Here is a 13315-nt window from a genome sequence, read left to right as displayed (position 1 = left end):
AGGCATATTACAAGGCCTGATCGCACCGGGGGATCCGACAACAAGAAGGGCTGCCACTGGCAGCCCTTCTGCTTATCCGATCCGGGTCTCCAGCCTCAGGGGCCGGGGGCATAGTGGAACGGCTCGATCCCGGGGGTAAGCCCGCGGCACTGGGGCTTGAGGGCCGAGCTGTCGGCCAGCATCCAGTCGGTGCGGTGGCGATTGCCGAGATTCTCCATGAGGGAGGGCTCGAAGCAGCGCGCCATGAGATCGGCTGCCCCCAGCACCTGGCGGCCGGGGGCCGCCGCCACCCAGGCCGCCGCCTCGCGAGCCTGCTCTTCGTCCGGCATCCGATAGGAGTAGTGCCAGAGCGGCTGACGGGTGAACAGCAGGTGCTGCTCCTTGAAGCCGGCCAGCAGCAGCGCGTTCTCCGCAGGCACCCGCTCCACCGCCAGCGCCATCACCCCCTCGGGGGTGCGCAGGTCATTGAGCTTCACGCAGATCCAGCAGGAGTAGATCAGCCAGCCCACCGCCAGCGAACTGAGGATGGCGGTGAGGGGCGCCCGGCGCAGCCCGGCATTGAGGAGCAGCAGCGCAACCCCCAGCACCAGCAAGGGCAGCCAGGGGGCCGGCCCCAGCTCTCCGGCCTTGCTCGCCAGCCTGGCACTGAAGACCAGCGCCGCGGCACCGCCCACGCCGACGATCCCCAGCAACCAGCCAAGGCCCGACAGCAGGCGGCCGGGCCAGCGCCGGGCCAGCAGCTCGGCGATGAAGGGGGCCGTCAGCAGGGCCAGGGCCGGCGTGCCCGGCGTGACATAGACGCCGCGCTTGCCCGGCGACACCGAGAAGAACACGATCACCAGCACCAGGTAACCGAGCAGCAGGATGATGCACTTGTCCCGCCCCTGAACGGCCTTGCGCCACGCCACCACCAGCCAGGGCAGCAGCAGGGAGAGGGGCAGCCAGAATGGCGGGATCACCGAGGTGAGGTAATACCAGAAGGGTTTGACGTGGTGCCAGGAGTTGGCATAGCGGGTCACCGTCTGGCGCAGCAGTATGTTGTCCCGGTAGGCTTGCAGCACGGGATCCCCGCTCTGGGCCACGGCGAGCAACATGGGCACCAGCCACAGGCCGATGGCCAGCAGCATGAACAGGGGCCCCGCCAGCCCTTTCAGCCAGTCGGCCCGGGAGGCGGCGCGGATCTGCTCCCTATGGGTCCAGACAGCCGGGATCAGGATCAGCACGGCCAGGATCCCCACCCCCTTGGTGATGATGCCAAGGCCGGCGGCGAACCAGCCGAGCCAGTACCAGCGCCAGCCCCCCTCACAGAGCAGGAAACGGATGAAACCGTAGACGCCGAGGGTGATGAAGAAGGTCACCAGGGCATCTATCTGCGCCGTCTTGGCCTGCAGGGTGAACTGGACGGTGAACAGCAGCAGCAGACCGGCCATAAAGCCCACTTGCGCGCTCCACAGCCGGCGGCCCAGATCCCACACCAGCGCTATGGTCAGCAGACCCGCCAGCAGGGAGGGCAGCAGGAAGGCCACCTTGATGGAACCGGTCAGCAGATACCCTATCGCTATCCCCCACATAAACATGGGGGGCTTGTCCGGATAGATCTCGCCGCCGCGCATGGGGAACAGCCACTGGCCGCTCTCCACCATCTCCTTGGCCACCAGGGCGAAACGGGGCTCATCGGCTGGCCAGGGATCCCGCAAGCCCAGACCCGCTCCCAGCACCACCAGGGCGATCAGCAGCAGCCAGCCCAGGGAGCGCTGGTCGAGCAAGAAGCGATCACTCGCCACCATCGCGCACCTCCCGGTTGGTGGCCAGCTTGTCCCGGTTCCAGCCGCGATGCTGGATGTCCAGATAGAGGCTGTAGAGGGCGGTGAAGGTGGGGAAGAGATTCTGCAGCACGCCGACGGAGTCCTGCTTGGGGGAGAAGACGAAGTAGCTGAGGGTCATCAGGCTGCCGAGCACGCTCATGTACCAGAACAGGCGGGGAATGACGGGCCGCCCGGCCCGCTTCGAGGCAATGAACTGCACCAGCCAGCGGCCGCCGAACATGAGCGCCCCGGTGTAACCGATGATCTTCCAGCCGGTGACATGCAGACCGGTCCAGTCCAGCCAGTCCAGTGGCATGGAGAGCAGGGTATCCATCACTCCAGAATCTCCCGGATCTCGACCACCTTGGAGCGGCGCTGCAACCACCAGACGCCGACCACGTCCACCAGCCCGACCCAGAGCCGGTTCCAGACACCGTACTTGGAGACGCCCGCCTGCCGCGGCCTGTGATTGACCGGCCAGGGAGACATGGTACCCCCTTGCGCCTGGATCAGGGCGGGAATGTAGCGGTGCATGTGATTGAAGGAGGGCAGGCGCAGATACCATTCACGGCGCACCACCTTGAGCCCGCAACCGGTATCCGGGATACCGTCCTTGAGCAGCAGATCGCGAAAACCGTTGGCCAGTTTCGACGAGAGGCGCTTGACCCAGTCGTCGCGGCGCGTGACGCGATGGCCGATGAGTCCCACCTGATTTTTGTCCGCCTCGAAGCGGCGCTTGGCCTCCTCGAGCATGGCGGGAATGTCGGCCGGATCGTTCTGGCCATCCCCATCGAGGACCACCAGCCAGTCACCGCGCCCCTGGCGCACGCCGCTCAGCACCGCCATGCTCTGGCCGACGGCCCTGACGTGTCGCACCACCCGCAGCCTGGCAAAGCGGGCCTTCAGCTCGCACAGGAGTGCGTAGCTGTCGTCTTCACTGCCATCATCCACATAGATCAATTCGTAGTCGTAACTGCCCCCCAAAGCGGTATCGATTTCAGTGATGAGGGGGGCCAGATTGTCCCGCTCGTCCTTGGCTGGCACTACGACTGATACATCCACTGAATAACCCATAAGAGCTTCCCAACAATTGAAAAACGCAACTAATCCTGTTGCTCACATCATGAGATGGGGAGAGGGCCTTAACGCCATAACCCACTAAAATACAAGGTATTGCATCATGACGTTCGCAGTCTACCACTCTGCAATTGACGACGGCATCAACCACTGTGCATTACGCAGTCATTTTGTCCTGCCGCTCTTCCGGGCACCGCAACCCACGGGTGCATCTCCTGGTCAAAAGTTCCATACCATTTTCGTCTCTGATGAACTGAGACATAACCACATGTTCCATCATCTGGCTGGCAGCCAGCCCACCTAGAACCTATATCTTGCGGATACGAAAATGAGGTATCCATCATGCAGAAACTCTGCATCTGGGGCTGGGGGCTCCTCCTCCTCCTGACCACGACCCCGGCCCACGCCGAAGCCTTTCGCCAGGCCCCCAAGGCGATGAGCGCCCTGCGCCAGGGCGCCACCCTGGAGCGCAGCAACCCGAGGCAGGCCATCGCCCACTACTGCTCTGCGGCTCGCCTCGGCAACCCCGAGGCCTATTTCCGCATCGGCCGCCTGCTGGCTCGCGGCCCCCAGGGGATCCGCAACGCCCGCAGCGCCAACGCCTACCTGGCCATGGCCATGCGCCTCGGCAACCAGCAGGCCGCCCGCTACTACAACGCACGCGTCGGCAATGCCCCCCTGGGTAACTGCGGCGTCGGGGGAGGAGGCGGCGGCGCCCCCTGGGTGCAACCGGGCACGCCGTTCGATCTGGAGCACTACATCGCCCGCCAACCGGTCGCCAAGCAGCAGCTGGCCAGCCAGATCCGCAAGGCGGCCCTGCGCCACAAGGTCGATCCCAGGCTGGCGCTGGCCATCGCCATCACCGAATCCAATCTGAACAGCCAGGCCGTCTCCCCCAAACAGGCGCAGGGGGTCATGCAACTCATCCCCGAGACCCAGGCCCGCTTCGGCGTGACCCGTCCGTTCGATGCGCAGCAGAACATCCGTGGCGCCATGATCTACCTGAAATGGCTGGAGAAGCAGTTTGGCCCTGACTGGGTCAGGATCAGCGCGGCCTACAATGCCGGGGAGCAGGCCGTGATGCGCCACGGTGGCGTGCCTCCCTATCAGGAGACCCAGGAGTATGTGCAGCGGGTGCTCTACTACTCGGGACACGATGCGGACAAGGGGCAGAAACGGCCACGCTGACCACCATCCGGGCCCGCACCGCCGTTCAGTGGGTATCCTATCGGGCCAGAGTTAAGGAAGTCTTAAGCATGAGCCCCGGCGGGTGGCCTGATGCGGCCCTCCCGCCCCTCAGCTTCGCCAGCGCCAGCTCCCCGGTGGCGGCTTTGCCGCCCTCCTCCCATTGGTTTACAATCGACGGGTTTTTTGGAACCGTGTCGGTCCTGCCGACCCGGCCCCACCACGACATCAGTCTGTTAATGCCAAGACATTAAACTGCTGAAAGGAAGAGAATTAGCCAATGGCTCAATTTATTTACACCATGAACAGGGTCGGCAAGGTCGTGCCGCCCAAGCGTCATATTCTCAAGAACATCTCCCTCTCCTTCTTCCCGGGCGCCAAGATAGGCGTGCTGGGTCTGAACGGCGCCGGTAAGTCCACCCTGCTGCGCATCATGGCCGGGCTCGACACCGAGATCGAAGGGGAAGCCCGCCCGCAGCCCGGCATCAAGATCGGCTACCTGCCTCAGGAGCCCAAGCTGGATCCGGAGCAGACAGTGCGCGAGGCGGTGGAAGAGGCCGTGGGCGAGGTGAAACGCGCCATGGCTCGTCTGGACGAGGTCTATGCGGCCTACGCCGATCCGGACGCCGACTTCGACAAGCTGGCCCGCGAGCAGGGCGAGCTGGAAGCCATCATCGCCGCCCAGGGCGGTCACAACATGGAAAACCAGCTGGAGCGCGCGGCTGACGCCCTGCGCCTGCCGGCCTGGGATGCCCAGATCAAGCACCTCTCCGGTGGTGAGCGCCGCCGCGTGGCCCTGTGCCGCCTGCTGCTGGAAAAGCCGGACATGCTGCTGCTGGACGAACCGACCAACCACCTGGATGCGGAGTCCGTGGCCTGGCTGGAGCGCTTCCTGCACGACTACGAGGGCACCGTGGTGGCCATCACCCACGACCGCTACTTCCTCGACAACGTGGCGGGCTGGATCCTCGAGCTGGACCGCGGCGAGGGCATCCCCTGGGAAGGCAACTACTCCTCCTGGCTGGAGCAGAAAGACGCGCGTCTGGCCCAGGAGGCGAGTTCCGAAGCCGCCCGTCGCAAGTCCATCGAGAAGGAGCTGGAGTGGGTTCGTCAGAATCCGAAAGGTCGTCAGGCCAAATCCAAGGCTCGTATGGCTCGCTTCGAGGAGCTCAACACCAACGACTACCAGAAGCGCAACGAGACCAACGAGCTGTTCATTCCGCCCGGACCGCGCCTCGGCGACAAGGTGGTGGAAGTGGCCAACCTGCGCAAATCCTACGGTGATCGGGTGCTGATCGATGACCTGTCGTTCGCCATTCCCAAGGGTGCCATCGTCGGCATCATCGGCCCGAACGGTGCCGGTAAGTCGACCCTGTTCCGCATGATGTCGGGCCAGGAGCAGCCGGACTCCGGCGCCATCACCCTGGGCGAAACCGTGGTGCTGGCATCGGTGGATCAGTTCCGCGACAGCATGGATGACAAGAAGACGGTGTTCGAAGAGGTCGCCGACGGTCAGGACATCCTGCGCATCGGCAACTACGAGTTCCCGAGCCGCGCCTACATCGGTCGCTTCAACTTCAAGGGCTCTGACCAGCAGAAGCGCGTCGGCGAGCTCTCCGGTGGCGAGCGTGGCCGTCTGCACCTGGCCAAGCTGCTGCAGACCGGCGGCAACGTGCTGCTCCTCGATGAACCGACCAACGACCTGGACATCGAAACCCTGCGCGCCCTGGAAAACGCCCTGCTGGAGTTCCCGGGTTGTGCCATGGTCATCTCCCACGACCGCTGGTTCCTCGACCGCATCGCCACCCACATCCTGGACTATCAGGACGAGGGCAAGATCGCGTTCTTCGAGGGCAACTTCACCGAATACGAAGAGTGGAAGAAGAAGACCTATGGCGCCGAGGCCGTCCAGCCGCATCGCGCGAAATACAAGCGTATCGCCAAGTAATTGCGCCTGGCGATGAAGCAAGGCGGCCTGCCGGACCACACCGACCGGGGACGGCATGGCAAACGCTGTGATGACAAGGGGAGCATGGGCTCCCCTTTTTATCGCCTTCCGGATTACAATCATCCCCTCCTTCACCCAGTGACAACGCGCCATGACCCAGCCCACCGCCCCCAGACTCACCATCCAGATCCGGCTTGAACCCGGTTGCCTGGGGCCGGATGGCAAGCACCACATCGACACCTTCTGCACGGCAGCCAGTCGGGTCTTTGCCGCCATCGAGCCCGAACGGGTCAACTGGGTGCTGATCCCCCGCCATGACAAGCAGTTGCCGGAGCAGGAGTTCCTCATCGAGGGGCGCAAATTGAGCGAGGCCCAGGCCGGCCTGCTGCTGCAGCGCCTGGGGCTGGCACTCGCCCCCTTGCTGGAGCAGAGCGACGCCGTGCTCAGCCAGCTTATCGAGCGCTACCTGAAGAGCCGTTGATGGCCCCCGCAAACAAGCCTCTATCGAGCCCCGTTTTAACGCCTCCCGGAGCAAACGTTTGAATTTTTACTCTATTCATTGATCCGCCTCGCAGATCCGGGGTTTGTAAACCTGGCCGCCTGTGTAAAAATGTGCGCGCTGTCACGGTATCAGGACGAGTCTGGTCATTTCACCGCCAGAAACAGGGCCCTTCACCCCGCATGGATGGGTGCGGCCCCCCTGCTGCTTATTTCACGTTACCCATTGGAATCCAACATGAATCAACCACATCACGCTACCGGGCAGACCGCCAGCCCGGCTGCCGGGCATGGACTGCTCGAGCGCCTGTTTGCCCTGCGCGGTCATGGCACCACGGCCCGCACCGAGGTGATCGCCGGTATCACCACCTTCCTGACCATGGTCTACATCGTGTTCGTCAACCCGCAGATCCTCTCTGCCGCGGGCATGGACACCCAGGCCGTGTTCGTCACCACCTGCCTCATCGCCGGCATCGGCAGCATCCTGATGGGTCTTCTGGCCAACCTGCCCATCGCCCTGGCGCCCGCCATGGGCCTCAACGCCTTCTTCGCCTTCGTGGTGGTGGCCGGCATGGGCTACTCCTGGCAGGTCGGCATGGGCACCATCTTCTGGGGCGCCCTGGGCCTGCTGATCCTCACCCTGCTGCGGGTGCGCTACTGGCTGATCGCCAATATCCCGCTCACCCTGCGGGTCGGCATCACCGCCGGCATCGGCCTGCTCATCGCCCTGCTCGGCCTGCACAACGCCGGCATCGTCGTCGCGAGCCCCGCGACCATGGTGACCGTGGGCAACCTCACCTCCCTGCCCTGCCTGCTGGGGCTGTTGGGCTTCTTCCTGATCTGCATCTTCTCCGCCCGTGGGGTGCACTCCGCCGTGCTCATCTCCATGGTGGTCACCACAGGGCTGGGCTTCCTGTTCGGGGATGTCACCTTCAAGGGCTTCGTCTCCATGCCACCCAGCGTCGAGCCGGTATTCGGCCAGCTGGATCTGATGGGGTCGCTCGACATCAGCCTGGCGGGGATCATCTTCTCCTTTATGCTGGTCAACCTGTTCGACTCTTCCGGCACCCTGATCGGGGTCACCAACCGCGCCAAGCTGGCCGATGACAGAGGTCACTTCCCGCGCATGAAACAGGCCCTGGTGGTGGACAGCGTGAGCTCCGTCGGCGGCGCCTTTATGGGCACCTCCTCCGTGACGGCGTATATCGAGAGCAGCTCCGGGGTCGCCGTGGGCGGTCGCACCGGCCTGACCGCCATCGTGGTCGGCGTGCTGTTCCTGCTGGCCATCTTCTTCTCCCCGGTCGCCGCCATGGTGCCGGCCTACGCCGCCGCGGGCGCCCTTATCTACGTGGGCGTGCTGATGTGCTCCGAGCTGACCCGGGTGAAGTGGGAAGACCTGACCGAGGCGGTGCCGGCCTTCATGACCGCCGTCATGATGCCGTTCAGCTTCTCCATCACCGAGGGGATCGCCGTGGGCTTCATCTCCTACTGCGTGATGAAGGCGGGCACCGGCCGCTGGCGCGAGATCAACCCCTGCGTGCTGGTGGTGGCCCTGCTGTTCGTGCTCAAGTTTGTCTGGGTCGACAGCCACTAACCCTCGCTTGCACCCACAAAAAAGCCCGTCATCGACGGGCTTTTTTCATGTCTGGCATCGCCGCTCAACGGATGCCGCGAGCCTCGCGGATCCACTCCCAGGCCTGCTGGATCTCCTGGGCCTTCTCCTTGGCCATCTCCATCATCTCCGGCGGCAACCCCTTGGCGGCCAGCTTGTCCGGGTGATGTTTGCTCATCTCCTTGCGATAGGCGCGCTTGATCTCCTGATCGCTGTCGCTCTCGCTCACCCCGAGCAGCTGATAGGCATCCTTGAGACGGTCCCGGGAGGGCGGCTCCTGCCGGTATTGCTGCCCCTGCCCACCGCCCTGTTGCTGGCGGTGGAAGAAGTTCATCTGAGCCTCGGCCATCGCCAGGATCCGCGCCAGTTCGATACGGCTGAACCCCAGCTCGTCGGCGATGGTCTGCAGGATGGCGCGCTCGTTGGCCTCCACCTTGCCATCGGCAAAGGCGGCCTGCAGCTGGACCTCCAGGAAGAAGCGCAGAATGTCCCGCTGCCCCTGGCTGGCCTGGCGAAACTCCGCCAGGGTTTCGCGCAGCGGGAAGTCGCTCTCCTTGCCCTGACGGAACGACTCCTGGGCGCGCACGCGCTGCTCACCGGAGAGGCGCATCCTGTCCATCAGGTTGGACGCCACCCGGATCTCGTGTTCGGTGACCTGCCCGCTCGCCTTGGCGATGTGGCCCATGACGGCGAAGGTGGCGTGGAAAAAGACCGCCTGTTGCTGCTGGCTGGGGGCACGGCGGAAGGACATGCCCATGCCCCGATCGAAGCGGTGACCAATCCACAGGCCCAGCAGGGCCCCGAAGATGTTGCCGAGCAGAAAACCGAAGAAGGCGCCAAGCACCTTACCCCAAATACGCATGGTTCAAGACCTCGTGATGTTAATGAGTGCCGGCGAGCAGCAGCTCGTCCAGCGAGCGCAGCCGCTCCACGGTGCCGATGTCCCGCCATTCGCCGGCGAGCAGGCTGCCGCCGACTCTGCCCTGCGCCATCCAGTCCCGCAGCAGGGGCGCCAGTTTGCGGGCGCCCGAGGGCAGATCGGCAAAGGCGGCGGGGTGGTAGAGACCTACGCCGCTGAAGGTCAGGGCCGGGGCATCCTGCACCCGGCCGGCTTGCAAGGAGAAGTCCCCATTGGGATGCTGGGGGGGATTGGGCACCAGCCAGAGGTGGACCAGATCCCCCCCCAGGGGCTGACTTACCAGGGAGGCATAGTCGGCATCGATCCAGGTGTCGCCGTTGATCACCAGGAAGGGGTCGCTGCCGAGCAGGGGCAGCGCCTGCACGATGCCGCCTGCGGTCTCCAGCGCGCTCTCCTCTGCCGACCAGCGGATAGACACCCCGAACGCGCTGCCATCGCCGAGGGCCTCCACCAGCTTGTGGCCAAGCCAGGCATGATTGATGACCAGCTCGCTGATCCCGGCGCGTTTGAGCTTCTCGATATGATGCACGATGAGGGGTTTGCCTCCCGCCGCCAGCAGCGGCTTGGGCAGACTGTCGGTAAGCGGGCGCATCCGCTCGCCGCGGCCGGCGGCCAGGATCATCGCCTTCATGATGCAGCTCCGTCGGCACGGGCCTCGGCCACCCGGGTCAGACCCGGCAGCACCACCTGCTCCAGCCAGGCACCGAAGCGAACCAGCACGGGATAGCTCTCGCCATGGGTGCGACAGACATCGACCACATAGTCGAGGGTGCGTGGGATGTCTTTGAGGTAGCCGGACTTGCCGTCCCGATGCCAGAGGCGGGTGAAGATCCCCGCCGCCTTGAGGTGACGCTGCATGCCGGTGAGGTCTGCTGCGCGACGAAACGCGGCATAGTCGAGCCCGCCGAGCAGCTCCGCCTGACGAAGGGTCTCGAAGCCCTGGCGCATGCCCTGCTCGATCACCTCGTCGGGCCAGCGCACGTAACAGTCTTTCAGGAGGGAGACCAGGTCATAACTCAGAGGGCCGATGACCATGTCCTGGAAGTCGATGATGGCGAGCTCGCTCTCGCCCGGGGTCTGCCCACCGCACACCATGAGGTTGCGGCTATGGAAGTCCCGGTGCATCACCCCCTGGGGCTGGGCCAGATTGTTCGCGGTGAGGCAGGCGAAGGTCTCCGCCAGCAGTTGCTCTTCCTCGGCGCTCAGGGTCAGCTGCAGGTGCTGCCCCAGCAGCCACTCGGGGAAGATGGCGTTTTCCCGGGCCATGAAGGCGGCATCAAAAGGCTCAAGCTCCAGTTCAACAGCGCCGAGACGGGGCAACAGGGCGATGGCCTTGCCATACCAGGCCAGCACGTTGCTCTCGTCCAGGCAGCCGATGAGCTGGGTATCCCCGAGGTCCGTCACCGCCAGCAGTCCGTGATCGTAGTCCACCCCCCTGACCTCGGGCGCCTTCAACCCCACTTCATGCAATGCGACCGCATTGCGAACGAACTCATGATTTTTTTCGGTTTTAGGATTAGCATCCACCCACACCAGACCACCACCACGGAAGTAACGGCGGAAACTGGCGTCACCGGATATGAGGGTCAACGGAAGGTTGGCATCACCGGAAATCCGGCGTGCCCATTGCAAAAGCAGGGAAGCGCGATCGTGCATGAGTCGGGAACCAAATTGGAAAGCAGCACTTGGCTGTTAGCCCTGGCCGCAATAATGCTTTATCATTGCCGGCTAACATAAAGCAATGACATGCAATGTCAACTCGATGGATCCTGACATAAAATGCATGCCCTGAACTAACCGTTTTTACTACGGATTGCGCGAGCCTTTCACATGACAAAATGGACACTGGGATACTCCTGTCCCATCGCCCTGACCATCAGCCTTGTTCCTGCCGTGAGTCCGCTCATGGTTCAGGCTGCGCCACTCAACGCACCGCCCGCCACCGGGATCCTCGACAGCCTCTGCTATGACTATGTGCCCAAGATAGAGAAACCCACCGCAGGCCAAGATGCCAATGCCCTGCCCGTCGAGGTGGATGCCGATCGCCTGGAGGCCAAGCAGGGCGGCACCGCCGTCTACGAGGGCGATGTCAAGGTTCGTCAGGGGGTGCGCAAGTTCGACTCCGACTACGCCCAGCTCGATCAGAAGAGCCGGGACGTCATCGCCATCGGCAACATCTACTACAACGATGGCCAGATCACGGTCACCAGCGACAAGACCCTCAAGTCCAACCTGGACACCAAGAACTCCGAGCTGGAAGAGGGCAAGTATCAGGTTCACGGCTCACCGGTGCGCGGCTTCGCCGAGAAGGTGACCATGACCAACAACAACCAGAACATCACCCTGGAAGGGGCCCAGTACACCACCTGCCCGCCGGGTCAGGAGGTCTGGACCCTGAAGGCTGGCAGCATCGACATCGACCAGTCCGAGGTGTTCGGGGAAGCCTGGAACGCCAGCCTCTGGCTCTATGACTATCCTGTCTTCTATTTCCCCTACATCAACTTCCCCATCAAGGACGAGCGCAAGACGGGTCTGCTCTACCCGGGTTATACCCAGAGCTCCAAGAACGGCATGGACATCACCCAGCCCTTCTACTGGAACATAGCGCCCAACTACGATGCCACCATCACCTCCCGCTTCATGGACAGACGGGGCCTGATGGAGCAGGTCGAGTTCCGCTACATGCCGGATCCGGCCCACGTGGGTAGCCTCTACTTCGAGAACCTGGCGAACGACAAGCAGTACGACGAGACGGACAGCCTCAACGACTACCTCTCCGACGGTCATCGCTACCTGCTGAACGCCCGTCACACCTCTATGTTCATGGACAACACCTTGCGAGTGTCGGTGGACTACACCAAGGTGCGGGACCGTGACTACAACTACTTCAACGACTTCTCCCCCAAGGTAGGGACCCAGGTTGACAACCAGCTACAACAATCCCTGACGGCCGGCTACTTCCAACAGAACTGGAACCTCAACGCAGAGGTGCGCACCTACCAGATCCTGCTGGCGAGCGCCCAGCAGCCCCACGAGCTGATGCCGCGCATCAACCACAACTACTACCAGCAGGGGAGCTGGTACGATCTGGCCTGGAACACCGAACTGACCAACTTCGGCTACAACAACGATCAGGCCATTGCGCAGAACCAGGGGGAGGCCTACACCGGGACCCGCTTCCACACGGCCCCCACCCTAACCATCCCGCTCATCGACGAAGCCGGTTACTTCCTCGACAGCCAGTACAAGCTGATGTACACCCGTTACGATCAGACGGTACCGGACAACATGAGCAGCACCTTCACCAGCCGCTTCACCCCGGTAGGCGGGGGGGATGTCACGCTGGAAGAAGGCACCATCACCCGGGTGCTGCCCTCTTTCCGTCTCAAGGGGGGCATGACCTTCGAGCGTGATCAGCAGTGGTTTGGCGAGGGCGCCAACCAGACCCTGGAGCCGGAGTTCCAGTACCTCTACATCCCCTACAAGGATCAGGACAACATCGGGGTCTACGACTCCACCACCATGCGCCAGGACTACTACAGCCTGTTCAGCGATCGCCGCTACGCCGGTCTGGACCGGATCAGCGACTCCAATCGCCTCTCCCTGGGCGTCACGACCCGCATTTATGATCCGGCCGGGGATGAACGAATCCGGCTGGCCGTTGCCCAAGCCTTCGACTTCGTGGCCCCCAGGGTCAAGCTCTACAGCAGCGACGAGCTGAGCACCAATACCCGCTCGCCCCTGTCGTTCGAGGGAGACGCCAAGATCAACGAGCAGTGGTACGCCCATGCCGGGGCACAGTATGACGTGGAACAGCGCCAGATCAGCTCTGCCAACAGCGCCCTGGAGTACCGCCACGAGAAACTGATCAGCCAGCTGAACCACCGCTTCGTGCGGGATGCCAACTACGACCTCGACAACAAGGGACAGGTCACGGATCTCAACCAGATCGGCCTGCTGCTGACCACGCCCCTGAACGACCAGTGGCACCTCTACGGGGGTTACTATCAGGAGCTCAACCAGAACGTCAAAGTGGACCGCAAGGTGGGCCTGAAGTACGACTCCTGCTGCTGGAGCATCAACTTCAACCTGGAGTGGGTCAACACACCGGATAACGTGAATCTGGAACCGACTTCGGAGCGCAGTTTCGGCATTCAATTTGAAATGAAAGGATTGGGTAGCGTGGGTACCGGCGCCAAGGGCACCTCCCTGGACACCGAAGCACTGCCTTACATTCGTCCGTTTAACCTGCGAGACCAATAACCGGTCTG

General features: G+C 63.3%; 11 protein-coding genes. 5 read left to right on the top strand and 6 right to left on the bottom strand.

Annotated features, from left to right (window positions below; translation table 11 throughout):
• Positions 1-95 precede the first annotated feature (95 nt).
• Genes BN1136_RS02585 through BN1136_RS02575 form a run of 3 tightly spaced genes read right to left on the bottom strand, consistent with a single transcriptional unit; the run spans position 96 to position 2867 of the window.
• A complete protein-coding gene (locus tag BN1136_RS02585; protein WP_043758324.1) occupies positions 96-1787 on the bottom strand; it encodes an ArnT family glycosyltransferase in 1692 nt (563 codons plus the stop codon).
• On the bottom strand, positions 1774-2139 hold the full coding sequence (locus BN1136_RS02580; RefSeq protein ID WP_043758321.1) for a lipid-A-disaccharide synthase N-terminal domain-containing protein: 366 nt from the start codon (positions 2137-2139) through the stop codon (positions 1774-1776). The genes BN1136_RS02585 and BN1136_RS02580 overlap by 14 nt, the downstream gene beginning before the upstream one ends.
• Positions 2139-2867 carry a glycosyltransferase family 2 protein gene (locus BN1136_RS02575; protein WP_231557826.1) on the bottom strand — a complete coding sequence of 243 codons (729 nt, stop codon included), beginning with the start codon at positions 2865-2867 and terminating at the stop codon, positions 2139-2141. Before BN1136_RS02575 ends, BN1136_RS02580 begins: the two co-directional genes overlap by 1 nt.
• 357 nt (positions 2868-3224) lie before the next feature.
• On the opposite strand from BN1136_RS02575, the gene BN1136_RS02570 reads away from it, so the two are divergent.
• The 4 genes from BN1136_RS02570 (at position 3225) to BN1136_RS02555 (ending at position 8107) form a co-directional block, all read left to right on the top strand.
• Entirely contained in the window at positions 3225-4070 is an 846-nt protein-coding gene (locus tag BN1136_RS02570) for a lytic transglycosylase domain-containing protein (protein ID WP_043758315.1), read from the top strand.
• 277 nt (positions 4071-4347) lie between these two features.
• On the top strand, positions 4348-6015 hold the full coding sequence (ettA, locus tag BN1136_RS02565; RefSeq protein WP_043758312.1) for an energy-dependent translational throttle protein EttA: 1668 nt from the start codon (positions 4348-4350) through the stop codon (positions 6013-6015).
• A 151-nt stretch (positions 6016-6166) separates the two neighbouring features.
• Positions 6167-6496 (top strand): hypothetical protein, encoded by a 330-nt coding sequence (locus tag BN1136_RS02560; RefSeq protein ID WP_043758309.1) that lies wholly within the window; start codon positions 6167-6169, stop codon positions 6494-6496.
• 255 nt (positions 6497-6751) lie between these two features.
• On the top strand, positions 6752-8107 hold the full coding sequence (locus tag BN1136_RS02555; RefSeq protein WP_043758306.1) for an NCS2 family permease: 1356 nt from the start codon (positions 6752-6754) through the stop codon (positions 8105-8107).
• 64 nt (positions 8108-8171) lie between these two features.
• Here the strand turns inward: BN1136_RS02555 and djlA are convergent, their stop codons facing one another.
• Genes djlA through BN1136_RS02540 form a run of 3 tightly spaced genes read right to left on the bottom strand, consistent with a single transcriptional unit; the run spans position 8172 to position 10700 of the window.
• Positions 8172-8987 (bottom strand): co-chaperone DjlA, encoded by an 816-nt coding sequence (gene djlA, locus BN1136_RS02550; RefSeq protein ID WP_043758302.1) that lies wholly within the window; start codon positions 8985-8987, stop codon positions 8172-8174.
• Positions 8988-9006: 19 nt separating this feature from the next.
• Positions 9007-9675 (bottom strand): N-acetylmuramate alpha-1-phosphate uridylyltransferase MurU, encoded by a 669-nt coding sequence (murU, locus tag BN1136_RS02545; RefSeq protein WP_043758300.1) that lies wholly within the window; start codon positions 9673-9675, stop codon positions 9007-9009.
• Entirely contained in the window at positions 9672-10700 is a 1029-nt protein-coding gene (locus tag BN1136_RS02540; protein ID WP_043808010.1) for an aminoglycoside phosphotransferase family protein, read from the bottom strand. The genes murU and BN1136_RS02540 overlap by 4 nt, the downstream gene beginning before the upstream one ends.
• A 174-nt stretch (positions 10701-10874) precedes the next feature.
• Here BN1136_RS02540 and lptD point away from each other — a divergent pair, with 174 nt between their 5' ends.
• Complete coding sequence (gene lptD, locus BN1136_RS02535) at positions 10875-13307, top strand: LPS assembly protein LptD (protein WP_043758297.1); 2433 nt, start codon at positions 10875-10877, stop codon at positions 13305-13307.
• The last annotated feature ends 8 nt before the right edge of the window (positions 13308-13315 follow it).

The organism is Aeromonas taiwanensis (assembly GCF_000820165.1).
Classification (GTDB): domain Bacteria; phylum Pseudomonadota; class Gammaproteobacteria; order Enterobacterales; family Aeromonadaceae; genus Aeromonas; species Aeromonas taiwanensis.
The sequence above is the reverse complement of the archived record's forward strand: the minus strand, read 5'-3'. Positions and strand labels throughout refer to the sequence as shown.